The 14,334-nt window shown below is 71.1% G+C and carries 12 protein-coding genes and 2 tRNA genes; 9 read left to right on the forward strand and 5 right to left on the reverse strand.

Annotated elements, in window-relative coordinates; all coding sequences use genetic code 11:
- Positions 1 to 163: 163 nt before the first annotated feature.
- Genes ACT4N7_RS06460 through ACT4N7_RS06470 form a run of 3 tightly spaced genes read left to right on the forward strand, consistent with a single transcriptional unit; the run spans position 164 to position 1,104 of the window.
- The gene (locus tag ACT4N7_RS06460) at positions 164 to 520 is read left to right on the forward strand and encodes a DddA-like double-stranded DNA deaminase toxin (protein WP_444827703.1); all 357 of its coding nucleotides are present in this window, start codon (positions 164 to 166) and stop codon (positions 518 to 520) included.
- 32 nt (positions 521 to 552) lie between these two features.
- The gene (locus tag ACT4N7_RS06465; RefSeq protein ID WP_444827666.1) at positions 553 to 945 is read left to right on the forward strand and encodes an Imm1 family immunity protein; all 393 of its coding nucleotides are present in this window, start codon (positions 553 to 555) and stop codon (positions 943 to 945) included.
- Positions 946 to 951: 6 nt separating this feature from the next.
- Positions 952 to 1,104 (forward strand): hypothetical protein, encoded by a 153-nt coding sequence (locus ACT4N7_RS06470; RefSeq protein ID WP_444827667.1) that lies wholly within the window; start codon positions 952 to 954, stop codon positions 1,102 to 1,104.
- An 11-nt stretch (positions 1,105 to 1,115) separates the two neighbouring features.
- Here ACT4N7_RS06470 and ACT4N7_RS06475 read toward each other — a convergent pair whose 3' ends face one another.
- Complete coding sequence (locus ACT4N7_RS06475; RefSeq protein ID WP_444827668.1) at positions 1,116 to 1,637, reverse strand: GNAT family N-acetyltransferase; 522 nt, start codon at positions 1,635 to 1,637, stop codon at positions 1,116 to 1,118.
- A gap of 285 nt (positions 1,638 to 1,922) precedes the next feature.
- On the opposite strand from ACT4N7_RS06475, the gene ACT4N7_RS06480 reads away from it, so the two are divergent.
- The 3 genes from ACT4N7_RS06480 (at position 1,923) to ACT4N7_RS06490 (ending at position 2,809) form a co-directional block, all read left to right on the forward strand.
- Positions 1,923 to 2,007, forward strand: a tRNA-OTHER gene (locus ACT4N7_RS06480).
- Positions 2,008 to 2,106: 99 nt separating this feature from the next.
- Entirely contained in the window at positions 2,107 to 2,661 is a 555-nt protein-coding gene (locus ACT4N7_RS06485; protein ID WP_444827669.1) for a dihydrofolate reductase family protein, read from the forward strand.
- Between the two features lie 63 nt (positions 2,662 to 2,724).
- Positions 2,725 to 2,809, forward strand: a tRNA-OTHER gene (locus tag ACT4N7_RS06490).
- Between the two features lie 71 nt (positions 2,810 to 2,880).
- Here ACT4N7_RS06490 and ACT4N7_RS06495 read toward each other — a convergent pair.
- Entirely contained in the window at positions 2,881 to 5,880 is a 3,000-nt protein-coding gene (locus tag ACT4N7_RS06495; RefSeq protein ID WP_444827670.1) for a glycine--tRNA ligase, read from the reverse strand.
- Positions 5,881 to 6,022: 142 nt separating this feature from the next.
- Here ACT4N7_RS06495 and ACT4N7_RS06500 point away from each other — a divergent pair, with 142 nt between their 5' ends.
- Together ACT4N7_RS06500 and ACT4N7_RS06505 are read left to right on the forward strand one after the other, a co-directional pair.
- Positions 6,023 to 7,435, forward strand: coding sequence for an acyl-CoA carboxylase subunit beta (locus tag ACT4N7_RS06500; protein ID WP_444827671.1), 1,413 nt, complete (start codon positions 6,023 to 6,025; stop codon positions 7,433 to 7,435).
- Between the two features lie 31 nt (positions 7,436 to 7,466).
- Positions 7,467 to 8,225 carry a thioesterase II family protein gene (locus tag ACT4N7_RS06505; protein ID WP_444827672.1) on the forward strand — a complete coding sequence of 253 codons (759 nt, stop codon included), beginning with the start codon at positions 7,467 to 7,469 and terminating at the stop codon, positions 8,223 to 8,225.
- On the opposite strand, the gene ACT4N7_RS06510 is transcribed toward ACT4N7_RS06505, so the two are convergent.
- The 3 genes from ACT4N7_RS06510 to ACT4N7_RS06520 all read right to left on the reverse strand — a co-directional run bounded on the left by ACT4N7_RS06510 (position 8,226) and on the right by ACT4N7_RS06520 (position 12,276).
- Positions 8,226 to 10,976: a helix-turn-helix transcriptional regulator gene (locus tag ACT4N7_RS06510; RefSeq protein WP_444827673.1), complete on the reverse strand. Its 2,751-nt coding sequence runs from the start codon at positions 10,974 to 10,976 to the stop codon at positions 8,226 to 8,228.
- Positions 10,977 to 11,471: 495 nt separating this feature from the next.
- On the reverse strand, positions 11,472 to 11,897 hold the full coding sequence (locus tag ACT4N7_RS06515; RefSeq protein ID WP_444827674.1) for a hypothetical protein: 426 nt from the start codon (positions 11,895 to 11,897) through the stop codon (positions 11,472 to 11,474).
- Positions 11,884 to 12,276: a hypothetical protein gene (locus tag ACT4N7_RS06520; RefSeq protein ID WP_444827675.1), complete on the reverse strand. Its 393-nt coding sequence runs from the start codon at positions 12,274 to 12,276 to the stop codon at positions 11,884 to 11,886. Before ACT4N7_RS06520 ends, ACT4N7_RS06515 begins: the two co-directional genes overlap by 14 nt.
- A 127-nt stretch (positions 12,277 to 12,403) precedes the next feature.
- Between ACT4N7_RS06520 and ACT4N7_RS06525 the strand changes: the two genes are divergently transcribed.
- Complete coding sequence (locus ACT4N7_RS06525) at positions 12,404 to 14,332, forward strand: CHAT domain-containing protein (protein WP_444827676.1); 1,929 nt, start codon at positions 12,404 to 12,406, stop codon at positions 14,330 to 14,332.
- Positions 14,333 to 14,334: the final 2 nt, after the last annotated feature.

Consider the following 14,334-nt stretch of genomic DNA (forward strand, 5'->3'; position numbering starts at 1 on the left):
GGGTAGCGAAAGTACCCGACCAGCCGAACCACTCACCCCGACCAAGCCGACTCCCACAGAGGTGGGAGTCGAGAACCAACACGGCGACCGCTACCCGGAAGACGCATTGCCCTACTCCGACGACCTACCACCAAGGGTGCGGCGTGGACAGCGCAACTCTCCGATGATCGGCCATGTCGAATGCGACGGCCGAGCATTCGGAACGATATCCGCAACGAAGACAGATCCATGGAGTGCAGACGTCGTCCAGCGGGCCAACTCTCTCGGACTACACGGAGCCGCCAGCAGGCTATACAATCATGTCGAGATGAAGGCCGTTGCGGCCATGGTTCAGATAGGTGCCCGGCGCGCGCGAATAATCATGAACCACGCCCCATGCGGCTCTGAGCCAAGAGCGAGCGTAGGCTGCGACAGCATTCTCGCCAACTTCATCCCGACCGGCAGCTCGCTTACCATACTGGGCACGGATGCGCATGGAAACCCTTTCCAGCGAACGTACGAAGGCAGGGCAGCTCATTGATACCGAGCGTACTGGAAACACCATTCCTGAACATGGCCGCGATTCCAGAAGATTTCGACCTGGTGACGCAAGTCCAAGAGTTGAATGCCGAGGGCGTCGAAATTCCTTGGGTTTGGGTCCTTTCCGCCACTCCGCTGGATTTGCTTTCGTCAGTTCAGCCGACATTAACCTTTGGCATCAACAACAAAGTCGGCGCACTGGAATGGATCGACGGTACGACCAGACTGGTCCCCGCGAGCGGCACCAACCCGGAATGGCAGATCTATCACCTGGCGGGTATGCACGACACCGCGATTCCACCGTACGCCGAAGTGCCCGTCGAGGTGGTGTTCGAGGTTCTCGCCGAATTCTTGGACACCCAGACACGGCCAACGAAAATCGAGTGGCAAGACGCTGCGCCGTTCAGTTCCAGCCCGATGGAGTGACCTGCGGTGATCATCGAACCGAACGACACCACACCACCAACGCCCACCGCCAAACCACTCATGGACGAATTCGAACAACTCTACGCCCGGTTGAGCCGCGACGAAGCCGACGCCGTGTACGCCCTGCTACGCGTCCTCACCATCAACCGATCGACATGATCATCGAGGCGTCAGGAGGCCAAGATCGAGTAAAGTTCGGAGTCCCGCCACGCACCGTTGGTGTGCACGTGATCACGCAGCCTGCCCTCTCGGGTGAATCCGATGCGCCGCACGAGCGCGATCGACGCGGCATTGTCGGGCCCGATCGCGGCGCTGATGCGGTGCAGACCCAGTTCGCCGAATCCGAACTCGATCAGCGTTCGTGCGGCGTCGGTAGCGTAGCCGTGTCCCCAGTGGTCCGCCGCAATGGCGTAGCCGAGCTTCGCGGCCCGCACTCCACCGAGCCCCAGGCGCACGAATCCGATCAGTTGATCGTCGGCCCGGCCGGTGACCGCGAGATAGAATTCGGTTCGCGGATTCAAGCTGGCCCGCTGGATAGCCCCGGCGAGCCGTTCGGCCTGGATTTCGCGACTCAGGGAGTCGAAGGAAAGAAATCGGGTGACCCGATCGTCGCCAACCACCGACAAGGACGCATCGAGGTCATCGACCCGGAATTCACGCAGGCGGGTGCGCTCACCACACAGTTCGACCATGACGAGGACGGTAGCCGGTCTGAGTCGATATCAGCCAGGGAGGGCAAGTCGGGTCGGCGCGACGCGATAGTTTCGATTCCCGTGGGTCTGGTACATGTCGAGCGGATCGCTCGATCCGCCACCGAACCGAACGACACCACGCCACCAAAGCCCGCCGCCAACCACTCGTGGACGAATTCGAATAACTCCACACCCAATCACCGATTGCCTACAGCCAGGACAGGCGTCAGCAGAAGATCATCGAGGTGTCAGGGGTGGCTGCCAGACTTGGTCCAGCAAGGCAAGGGAGAGGTGCCCGGAGCGGTTCATCGGGTTCCTGTTTCAGGAAGGGCCTCGGCCCACGCAGGTTCGAATCCTGCCCTCTCCGCCACTGCACTCTCCGCCACCCGCCCGGCAGACCACCCCTGCCGGGCGTTTCCGTGCTTGACTCGCCAGCAGGACAGGTCGCGGCGACTCGGCGAGGAACGTCATGCGGAAGATCATTTTGATGATGTCGGTGTCGATTGACGGCTTCATCGAGGGGCCGAACCGGGAGATCGGCTGGCACCTGGTCGACGACGAGCTGCACAGCCACTTCAACGAGGAGCTCCGGGCGATGGGCGCCTTCCTGGGCGGGCGCGTCACCCATGAGTTGATGGCCGGGTTCTGGCCGACCGCCGACGCCGACCCCGCGAACGCTGGGCCGATGGCCGAGTTCGCGGGCATCTGGCGGGACATGCCCAAGATCGTGTACTCCAGGACCCTGGACCGGGCCGACTGGAACACCACCATCAAACGGGAGGTCGACGTCGAGGAGATCGAGGCGCTCAAGGGGGAGCCGGGTGGGGATCTGGCGCTCGGTGGTGCCGACCTCGCCGCGACCTTCCTGCGTCACGACCTGATCGACGAGTTCCGCATCTACGTCCATCCGGTCCTCATTGGACAGGGCAAACCCCTGTTCCGCGACGCCGAGATCCCGCTTCGCCTCGCCGAGTGCCGGACGTTCGGCAACGGGGTTGTTCTCCTGCGCTACCAGCGGAACTGAGGCGTCAGCCCGACATCATCGAAGCGTCAGGCGGGGCTGCCAGACTTGGTCCAGCAAGGCAAGGGAGAGGTGCCCGGAGCGGTTCATCGGGTTCCTGTTTCAGGAAGGGCCTCGGCCCACGCAGGTTCGAATCCTGCCCTCTCCGCCACACGATCCCCGCATTTGTCCCGTTCCGCCGGGTGTTGCTTTCCCCCGGTCGCTCCCGGCGGAACGGGCGTCTCACGCCGACAGGCTCACGCCGAGCGCCTGCCAGTCGAGCACGGGCGCGGCCCAGTCCCGGATCTCGGCGAGCAGGCCGAGGCGGGCGGCGCGGGCGCTCGGGTCCTCGGCCATCACCAGGATGTCGTCGAAGAAGGTGTCGATCGGGGCCGTCAGCACCCCGGCGGCTGCGGTGAACTCGGCGAGGCCGGTGCCCGCGGTGTCGCGGGCCTTGATGAAAGCCTGGTGCAGCGCGGTTTCCGCGGGTTCGACCAGCACCGCCGGGTCGTATCCCGGGTCGGTGCCCGCGGGCACGATCCGGCGGACCCGCTGCAATGCGGCGGCCAGGGCGGTGAACTCGGGCTCGCCCACCCGACCCGCCAACTCGGCCAGGGTCTCGTCGGCGGCGGCGGGCGCGTGGGCCTGCGGCAGGACGGCGGCGACCTGGTCGTGGGGGTGGCCCGCGTCGAGGAGGTGTTGTTCGAAGCGGCGGAGGACGAACTCGGCAACGTCGGCGAGCACCGTATCGGGCACGTCGATACCCTGGGCGCGCAAGCGGTCCGCGGCCACAGACAGTCCACACGGGACAGTGAGGGCGCGCAGATCGGGGTGTGCGCGAAGAATCGCCACGACGCCCGCCGCGGCTCGGCGCAGGCCGAAGGGGTCGGAACTGCCGGTCGGCTTGGCGCCCACCGCGAACAGGCCGACCAGCAGGTCGAACCGGTCGGCCAGGGCCAGCAGGGCACCGGACACCGTGATGGGCACGGGGCCACCGCCGGAGCGCGGCAACTCCATGTCGAACAACGCCTGCGCGACCGCCGCCGGCTCACCCGCGCGCCGGGCGTACTCGCGGGCCATGGTGCCCGCCAGGCTGGTCAGCTCGATCACCATCTGCGAGCCGAGGTCGAACTTGGCCAACTCGGCCGCCCGCCGCAGAGTGTCCGTTTCGGACAGTGCGACGGCGTCCGCGAGCGCCAGGGCGCCCGCGCCGATCCGGTCGGCGCGCTGCGCGACGGAACCGAGCCGCTCCTCGAAGGCGAGTTTGGCGATGCCCCGCTTCATGTCCGCGAGCGGGGTCTGCAGGTCCGCGCGCCAGAAGAAGCTCGCGTCCTCGTACCGCGCGCGCAGCACGGCGGCGTTGCCCGCGCGCACCGTGTCGTGGTCACACGCGCCGTTGGCGACGGCGACGAAGTGCGGCAGCAGGTCGCCGGACGCCGACCGCACCGGCAGGTAGCGCTGGTGCTTGCGCATCACGGTGGTGAGGATCTCCGCGGGCAGCTCCAGATACCGCTCGGCGAAGCCGCCGAGCACCGCGTTGGGTTGCTCCACCAGGTTGGTGATCTCGTCCACCAGCGCGGCCTCGCCCGCGAAGTCGATCTCCCCGCCGACCGACGCGGCCAGTTCCTCGGCCGCCGCGACGATCGCGGCCCGCCGCCGCTCCTGATCGGCGACGATCCCATGGCCCACAAGGAAATCCAGGTAGCCGTCGGCCGAGGTGACCTCGACCACCGGCTGCTCGGCCGTGCGGTGCACCCGGGTGGTCCGGCCGGCGGCGAGCGCGGACACCGCGACCGGAACCGTGGTCTCCCCGAGCAGTGCGAGCAGCCAGCGCACCGGCCGGGTGAACGACAGCTTCGGGTCGCCCCAGCGCATGTTCTTGTCGGCCCGCAGCTCGCCGACGATCTCGCCGAGGATGCCGCTGAGCACCTCGACGGCCCCGCGACCGACATCGGTCCGCGTGACGCCGACGTACTCCACGCCGTCCACGTCGATGCGGCGCAACGCACTGGCGTCGACACCCTGACCGCGGGCGAACCCGGCGGCTGCCTTCGTCGGCGCGCCGTCGGCGTCGAACGCGGCGGACGCGCGCGGGCCGCGCACGGTGCGCTCGGCATCGGGTTCGGTCGGCTCGACGGCCTCGACAAGCGCGACGACGCGACGCGGCGTGGCGTAGGTCGTGATCTCTCCGTGACCCAAGCGGGTGGCACCCAGCTTGTCGGTCAGCGCGCGGCGCACGGCGTCGGCGGTGCGGCCGACCTCGTGCGGCGGCAGCTCCTCGGTGCCGATCTCGAACAGCAGCGTCCGGGCACCGGCCACGGCGGCGAACTCGGTGGGCGCGGCGACGGGCGCGGCCAGCTCGGCGATACCCAGCGGGTGGCCCAGCTCGGCGCGGCGCTCCGACCACAGCCCGGCCACCTCGCGGGCCAGGCCCCGCATCCTGGCAAACGCTTTCGCCCGCTCGGTGGTGCTGACCGCCCCGCGCGCGTCGAGCACGTTGAACGTGTGCGAGCACTTGAGCACGTGCACGTGCGCGGGCACCGGCAGCCGCGCGTCGAGCAACCTGCGGGCCTCGGCGGCGTAGTCCTCGAACAGCCTGCGCTGGGTGTCCACGTCGGCGTCGTCGAGGTAGAACCGGCTCATCTCGTACTCGGCCTGGCCGAACGCCTCGCCGTAGGAAATGCCTGGCGCGTAAGCGATGTCCTTGAAGTGGTCGACGCCTTGGCGCGCCATCATGATCCGCTCGACGCCGTAGGTGATCTCCACCGACACCGGGTCCAGGCTCTGGCCGCCCGCCTGCTGGAAGTAGGTGAACTGGGTGATCTCCAGCCCGTCCAGCCACACTTCCCAGCCCAGCCCCCACGCGCCGAGCGCGGGCGAGGCCCAGTTGTCCTCGACGAAGCGGATGTCGTGGCTGTGGATGTCGATGCCGAGCGCTTCGAGGCTGCCGAGGTAAAGCTCCTGCGGGTTGCCCGGGTCGGGCTTGAGGATCACCTGGAACTGGGTGTGGGTCTGCAGCCGGTTCGGGTTCTCGCCGTAGCGGGCGTCGTCGGGGCGGACGCTGGGCTCGACGTAGGCGACCCGCCACGGCTCGGGGCCGAGCACCCGCAGCACGGTGGCCGGGTTCAGCGTGCCCGCGCCGACCTCGGTGTTGAACGGCTGCACCACCATGGCGCCGCGCTCGGTCCAGTACCTGGTCAACGCGAGCAACGCGTCCTGCATGGTCAGCACAACGAACCTCATCAGCGAAGTCTGCGGGGATGTCCGAGCGAGTCTAGTGCCGCGACCGCCGCCCCGATCGAGTCACCCGCAACCTTAGGGTTTGCCCGGGCCGAACCCCGCTGTAATGGTCGCGACCTGTGGCCATGACCACGTTGGGGAGACCATGACACTGCTGGCCGACCATTCGGCGACCGAGACCGACTTCCGCGACCCGGCGCACCGGCTGTCGCAGTTGCTCGACCCGGACTCGCCGGTTTCGCCGCACGACGGCGGTGCGTGCGCCGTTTCCGTTGTCCGCGGCCGAATCGGCGGCTCCCCCGTGGTGGCCTACTGCACCGACGCGACCACGCTCGGCGGCTCGCTCGGCGCGGCCGAGGCCGACCGGATCATCGACGCGATCGAGCTGGCGGTGCGGCTGCGGGTGCCGGTCATCGGGCTGTGGCACTCCGGCGGCGCCAAGCTCGCCGACGGCGTGGAGTCGATGGACGGCGTCGGGCGGATGTTCGCCGCGATGACCCGGGCGTCGGGCCGGGTGCCGCAGATCTCGGTCGTGCTCGGCCCGGCCGCGGGCGCCGCGGCCTACGGGCCCGCGCTCACCGACGTGGTGATCATGTCGAAGGCGGGCCGGATCTTCGTCACCGGCCCGGACGTGGTGCGCAGCGTCACCGGCGAACAGATCGACATGGAGGGCCTCGGCGGCACCGACACCCACGGCCGCCGCTCCGGTGTCGCGCACATGACGGTCGACACCGAGGCGCAGGCCTACGAGCGCGCCCGCGCGGTGACCAAGCTGCTCAGCAGGCCGGGTCTGCTCGACCTGAGTTCGGTCAGCGAGGATCGCGAACTGCGCGAGCTGCTGCCGGAGTCCCCGAAGCGCGCCTACGACGTGCGGCCGCTGGTGCGCGCGATCCTCGACGACACCGGATTCGAGGAGCTGCAACCGAAGTGGGCGCCCAACATGGTGATCGGCCTGGGCAGGCTCGCCGGCCGCACAATGGGCGTGCTCGCGAACAACCCGCTGCGCAAGGGCGGCTGCCTGGACTCGCTGTCGGCCGAGAAGGCGTCGCGGTTCGTCAGGATGTGCGACAGCTTCGGGGTGCCGCTGCTGGTCATCGTGGACGTGCCGGGCTACCTGCCGGGCGTCGGGCAGGAGTGGGGCGGGGTGGTGCGCCGCGGCGCGAAGCTGCTGCACGCCTTCGCGGAGGCCGCCGTGCCGCGGGTGACCCTCATCACGCGCAAGTCCTACGGCGGCGCGTACATCGCGATGAACTCGCGCTCGCTCGGCGCGACGAGGGTGTTCGCCTGGCCGGCCGCGGAGGTCGCGGTGATGGGCGCGGAGGCCGCCGTCGGCATCCTGCACCGCAAGAAACTGGCCGCGGCGGCCGAATCCGACCGCGCGGCACTGCGGTCGGACCTGATCGCCGAGCACGAGCGGATCGCGGGCGGGGTCGAGCGGGCCATCGCGCTGGGCGTGGTGGACGAGGTGATCGAGCCGGCGCAGACCCGCAGGCGGATCGCCGAAGCGGTGGCGAGCGCGCCCGCCGGACGCGGCCACCATGGCAACATCCCCCTGTAGACCGACCCCGACGAAGGGACACCGAACAGTCATGGCTGACGCGACCGACCTGTGGGTGCGCCGGTTCCACCCTGCCCCGGACGCGCCCAACCGGCTGCTCTGCCTGCCGCACGCCGGCGGGTCGGCGAGTTACTACTTCCCGGTGTCGCGGACGATGTCGCCGCACGTCGAGGTGCTCGCCGTGCAGTACCCGGGCAGGCAGGACCGCCGCACCGAGCGCTGTGTCGAGTCGGTCGGCGAGCTGGCCGACCTGCTGGCCGACATCGTCGAGCCGTGGGCGGACCGGCCGCTGACCCTGTTCGGGCACAGCATGGGCGCGTCGGTCGCGTTCGAACTGGCGCTGCGGCTGGAAGAGCGCGGCATCGTGGCGCACGGGCTGTTCGCCTCCGGCAGGCGCGCCCCGAGCACCCACCGCGACGAACGCGTGCACGAGCGCGACGACAACGGTCTGCTCGCGGAGATCAAGCGGCTCAACGGAACCGAGTCCCAACTCCTCGATGACGACGAGGTGCTGCGGATGGTCCTGCCTGCCATCCGCGCCGACTACAAGGCCGCCGAAACCTACCGCTACGAGCCCGGCCCCAAGCTCGCCACGCCGATCTACGCCCTCGTCGGCGACGACGACCCGAAGGCGACCGTCGAGGAAGTCCGCCAGTGGGGCGAGCACACCACCGGCCCCTTCGAGCTGGAAGTGTTCCCCGGCGGGCACTTCTTCCTCAACGCGCACGTGCCCGCGGTGATCGACCGGATCTTCGCCCACCTGCGCAAGCCGGTCGCCGTCCGCGACTAGTCAGCGCTCTTCGGCGGCGGCGAGCAGCTGCTGCGGCAGCCCGGCGGACAGGTCGGTCCGCCGGGTCACGTTGAGCTTGCGGTAGACCCGCGTCAGGTGCTGCTCCACCGTGCTCACCGTGATGTAGAGCTTGCCGCCGATCTCGCGGTTGGTGTGGCCCCGCGCCGCGAGCACCGCGACGCGCCGTTCGGCCTCGCTCAGGGTGTCCATCCCGGCGCGCGGCTCGGCCTGGTCGACGGGGCCGGTGTCCTGGCTGGGCACCAGTTCCAGGCTGATCGGCTCGGCGTGGCACGCCTTGGCGATCTGCAGCGAGCGGCGCGCGGCGGAGCGGCCCTTCTCGTAGTCGCCCGCGGCGTCGTGGGCCTGGCCGAGCTTGCGCAGCGCCCGCGCCAGCTCGAATCGGTCGCCGCCGACGTGCAGCAGGTCGACTGCCTTGAGCAGCAAGGGAACGCGTCGGTCGACGGTCGACGCGGCGGCGAGCACGCGCAGCGCGGTCCCCCGGGTGCGGGCACCGCTCCCGCCGGGGTGCGCGAGCTGCTCGGCGGCGAGCGCGCGGGCGGCCACGGTGTCGCCGAGGGCGAGGTGGGCCTGCGCGGCGCTGACCCGCCACGGCACCAGGGTCGGCAGGTCGAGGTTCCAGCCGATCATCAGCTCGCCGCACTGCCGGAAGTCGTCGAGGGCGGCGTGCGGGCGGTCGGTGGCGAGGTGGTGCAGCCCGCGCGCGTGCAGGTACCGCAGGCCGAACTGGGTGTGGAACATCGCGTCGGGCACCGGCTGGCGCAGCAGCGCGGCGGCGTCGTCGTGCTCGCCCATCGCGGTGGCCGCCGCGATGCGCACCGAGAGCGGCTCGCCGATGGCCACGCCCCAGCCCTGGGTGGACAGCGCGTGGTGCGCGGCGCGCGCCTGGGCACTGGCGGCGGGGAGGTCTCCTTGGCGCAGCAGGGTTTCCGCGCGCAACGAGCCGATCACCGCCTGCCAGGTGGCCGCGCCGCGGGTGGTGGCCTCGGCCAGCAGCGACGTGCACCAGTGCACGGCGCGGTCGTTGCGGTCGGCGTGCACCAGCGCGGCGATCGCGGCGAGCTGGGAGGCGAAGGTCTGCTCGCCGAGTCGGCTGGTCTGCAGGACGCGCTCGGCGGCGGTGCCGATCTCGGCGGCCGAGCCGCCGCCCAGCCGCACGCAGTCGATCATCGAGGACACGTGCGGCCACGAGGTCGCGGTCGAGGTCTCCGCCCGCTGCACCGGGACGTCGGCCACGGCGGCCGGGTACAGGAAGGCCAGCCAGTGGAACGCGGGCCCGAGCCTGCCCGCCGCGACCAGGCCGCCGAGGATGTCCGCGAGCTCCTCGGTGTGCCCGTACCAGACCAGGAACTTGGCCAGGTGCAAGGTGTTCGCCTCGGAGAGCAGCCCGCGGGCGCGCGCTTGCCGCAGCGGGGCCAGGTGCCTGCCCGCGGCGGCCGGGTTGTACCGCCACTCGACGCGCAGGAGCGCGACGGTGATGTCGGCGCGCTCTACGTCGTCCGCGCAGCCGCTGGCCGCCAGCTCGAACGCCTGCATCGCCTGCTCGACGCGGTGCAGGACCAACGCCTCCTCGGCGGCGTGCCGCAGGACCGCCACCGCCCACTGGCCGTCGACCTGGTCGGCGGCGATCAGGTGGGCAGCGACCTCGGCCGCGGGCGCGCCGCCGTGGTGCAGCAGAGTGGCGGCCCGCCCGTGCAGCGCGGCGCGGTCACCGGGCGCGAGGCTGTCGAGCACCGCGGCCTTGGCCAGCGGGTGCCGGAACCGGCCGCCGTCGAGCAGGCCCGCGGTCTCCAGCACCTCCAGTGCCTGCGCGACGGCGTCGGCGGACAGGTCGAGCAGCTTGCCCAGCGGCACCAGCCCGCCCGCGCCGCCGAGCAGCGCGAGGCCGCGGGCGACCGCCAGCATGGCGGGCTCCCAGCGGTGCAGGCAGGCGACGACACCGTGCCCGAACTCCTGCCCCACGGCGATCTCGCCGACGCGCGACCCGCCCGCGCGGAGCGCGGTGCGGTAGTCCTCGGCCAGCGCGTGGACCAGCAGCGGGTTGCCGCCGCTCAGCGCGTGGTAGACGGGCGCGAGGGTGTGCGCGGTGGAGTCGTGCAGTCGGGTGGCCAGCAGCTCGGCGACGCCCGCCCGCGACAGCGGCGCGAGCCGCAGGTGGGAGGTGTTGGGCTGGCGGGTGACCTCGGCGCGGAATTCCGCCTGGGTGGGCCGTGGCAGCGCCCACTCGGTGAAGATGACCATGACCCGGGCGAAGCGCATCCGGCGTTGCAGGTAGAGCAGTGCCTGCAGGGAGGCCCCGTCGGCGAACTGGACGTCGTCCACGCCGATGACCACCGGGCGGTCCTTGGCCAGCTCCAGGATGGCGGTGCACACCCCGTCGAGGATCCGGGCGCTCGACCGGCCGATCGCGTCCGGGTTCGCCGCGGTGAAGTCCGCGATCTCCGCGTCGGCCACCAAACTGATGATCTTGTCGGTCACCGTCTCGGGCATCGCGGGGCTGTGGAAGAGCTGGCCCAGCACGCCGAACCGCAGGGTGCGCTCGGCCCGCGAGCCGGTGGCGGTCAGCAGGATGGCCCCGTCGACCGCGGACCGCTCGGCGAACGCGTGCAGCAGCTCGGTCTTGCCACTGGCCACGCTGCCGCTGATGAGGGCGACCTGGCCCCTGCCGCGCGCGCAGTCGGCGTAGAGCGCGGCGAGGGTTCGCAGCTCCGCGTGCCGTTCGACCAAGGCCATGTGTCGCCTCCCGTGTGCCGCCCCTGTGTCATCGAGCGGCCCGCACTGACCTCGATTACACAGTGTGACGAAGTTTCCCCACAAACCCACGATCGGGGATGAATCTAACGGTACGGTCCGCGCTGTGGAAGATTTGCTAAGTGAGCTGATGAACAATGAGCGATCATGATCTTGATTCATCTTTCCGTTAGACCATTCGGGGTATTTGGCACGCCCTTTGGCTGTAGCGTGGTTCGCCAAATTAGTGAACCGACAACAATGGGTGCCGGCACCCTGATCGGCTCCGCACTCGTGCGGTTACGCAGCGCGAGCCACGAGGTCGAGTGACTCTTGCCAACTGGCGCCCCGTGGCAGGTTCATGCCGAGGTATGCCGCAATAGACCGTTGGCTGCTATGCAGTGCTCGAATGGCCATCGGCAGCGCACAGTGTTAACTGGCGGTAACCACAGCCGGTCGATCTCCAGCGCGACGACGAATCGTGCGCGCGAGTCCCCGTTAACGCTCACCTGTTCGCACAAGCAGCGCACTTCGGCGCAGCCAGAGCAGACCGAGCACCGGCAGCACCACCGGCACGAAGCCGTAGCCCCGGCCGAAGACCGACCACACGGTGGCGTCCGGGAACACCGCAGGCACCAGCACGCTCACCGTCCCGACGATGAGCACACCCGCGAGTTCCAGCAGGCAGGACGCGACAGCCAGCCTGCGCGAGGCCCGACTCCCCCGCGCCAGGCTCACGGTGGCCACCACGTAGACGACGGCGGCGAGCGCGGACAGCAGGTAGGCCAGCGGCGCGTCATCGAAGCGGGTGGCGATCTGCACCGCCGAGCGCGCGCACGCGGCGAGCGCGAAGACGGCGTACACCGCGATCAGCAGCCGCCCGGGCCCGCCGCGGGTCGCCGCGCGCAGGTCAGGCGCCGACACCGGGCACCGCGGTCCAGATCTGGTCCAGCCGCACGATCAGCACCGGCACCACCAGCGCGCCCACCACCAGCACGCTCGTGCTCCAGCGGGTGCGCTCGGCCAGCGACCAGAACGCCGCGGCGGGCAGCACGAGCAGCGCGCCGACCAGGTAGCCGGCGAAGGTGAGGCCCTCGATGTCGCGGTCGAGCCCGGCCAGCTTCACCAGACCCACCACCGCCTGCGCCAGCAGGCCGAGTTCGACCAGCAGCAGGAACCCGAGCAATGCCCTGGTGTAGCGCCGGTCCAGGCGCAACGGCCGGTTCGCCACCACCAGCACGAGCGCCCAGACCGCGGCGCCGACGGCGAGCCAGGTGAGTACGGTGGACAGCGAGTCGATCATCGGACGCGACCTCCGCGAGGGGTGACCAGCGGGCGGTGCAGAGCCTCGCACGGCAGGCTCAGGCAGAGGCGCGCGGCCCGTCACGGACCGGCCGAAACGGGCGACGTAGCCGTCGAGGAGGTGCGCGATGGTCGGGGCGGACCGGCGGCTGATCGACCTGCTGCGCGCGCCCGAGCGACAGGCCGACGCACTGGCCGCCGTGGCCGAACAGGTCGACGGCCTGCCGGACACGCCCGAGGCCCGCCGAGTGCGCGCGCTGGTCACCGACTGGCTGACCGGCGCCACGCACCGGCCCGACCTGAGCGAGTGGGACCCGACGACCCTGTTCCTGGCGTTCCTGCCGCTGGTCGCCGACGCCGGATTCCGCCTACTCGCGGCCGACCTGCTCGCGGACACACTGGACGTAGGCAGACCCGAACCGCCCGCCTACCTGGACCCCGGTGTGCCCTTCGACCCCGGTGTGCCCTTCGGCGGTGACGTGCCCTTCGACGTCGATGACGTGCCGGCGGTCCGGGAGGCGTGGCCGCGGCTGTCGTTCCCGGACGCGGTCGCCGCGGCCGAGCCGTTCGACGTCGAGGTCGGCCTCGCCCCGGCCCAGGACCTGGCGCTGACCGGCACCGGCGCGCTCACCCTGCCCGACGGCCCGGTCGAGCTGGAGATCGTGCTCATGTACGACCCGGCGGCGTTCGCCCCGGTCGGCTGGACCAACCCGACCACGCTCGCGGTCACCCGCGACGACCCGTACCCGGTCGCGGCGCTGCCGATGGTCGCGCTCGCGGGCGCGGACCTGCGCTCCCGCAGGCAGATCGGCGCGTCCTTCTTCGTCGGCGGCGCGCTGCGCGGGTACGCCGCGCGCGAGGTCGAGGTGGCCGGGGCGCCGTCCGGGCAGGTGTCGCTGTTCGACGGCCGGGTGCTCGACATCGGGCCGCTGCTCGCCGAGGACGCGCCCGACCTGGTGATCGTCGTCGAGCGCGGCGAGGATCTGCGTGGGCAGACCCTGCTGTGGAGCACGCGCGGCACGGTCGCGGGGGTGCCCGCCGCGCCGGGGCCGTTCCGCGGCGAGATCGGCGCGGACCCGGCCGAGTTCGCCCGCCGCGTCCGGCTCGACATCGGCGCGTACGGCGGCGACGCGCGGGCGAGCACGCTCAAGCTCATCGGGCTCGGCCGCGACATCGCCGACCGCATCCCCGACGAGGTGTGCGCCGCGCTGACCGCGGTGGCGCGGCGGTGCCACCCGGCGCCCGCGACGGTGCTGCTGCTCAGCGCCGAGCCGCACGTGCCGTGGGAGCTCGCCGTGCTCGACCCGCCGCCGGGCGGCTCGGCGAGCCCGTTCCTTGGCTCGGCGGTGGCCATCGGCCGCTGGGTGCTGGCCCGGCGCAGGCCCCAGCCGAGTCCGCCGACCGAGGTGCGCGCGGACCGGCACGTCGTGGTCACCGCCCGGTACGAGGGGGTCGCGGGCTGGGCCCGGCTGCCGCACGCCGAGGCGGAGGCGAGCAGGCTGAGCGCGGCGTACCAGCCGTGCGAGGAGGTCCAGCCGCTGCACTCGGCGGTGCTCGACTGCCTGGAGGCCGGGCCGAGCGGGGACGTGCTGCACTTCGCGCTGCACGGCAAGTACGACCCGGGCAACGCCCAGGACGGCCTGGTGCTGCTCGCGCCGTCGGCGGCGAACCCCGACCGGCTGCAACCACGCTTCCTCGGCCCCGACCAGGTGTCCGCGATGGCGTTCACCGGCGCGCCGTTCGTGTTCCTCAACGCCTGCCAGGTCGGCGCGGCGGGCGAGGTGCTCGGCGACTACTCCGGCCTGGCGAAGGCGTTCCTGGCCGCGGGCGCGGCGGGCGTCGTCGCTCCACTGTGGAATGTCGACGACGCGGCCGCGAGCACCATCGCCGACGAGTTCTACCGCGCCGCCTACGGCCCGGATTCGACTGCCCCGGCGGAGATCCTGCGCAGGCTGCGCGCCGGGGTCACCCGGCACACCGTCGCGGGCACGCCCGCGACCACGCTGGCGTACCAGTTCTTCGGCCACCCTCGACTGAGGCTGCGCCGGGACCGATGAAC

Origin of the sequence: Actinokineospora sp., from assembly GCF_052390155.1 — a bacterium.
Taxonomy (GTDB): Bacteria; Actinomycetota; Actinomycetes; order Mycobacteriales; family Pseudonocardiaceae; genus Actinokineospora.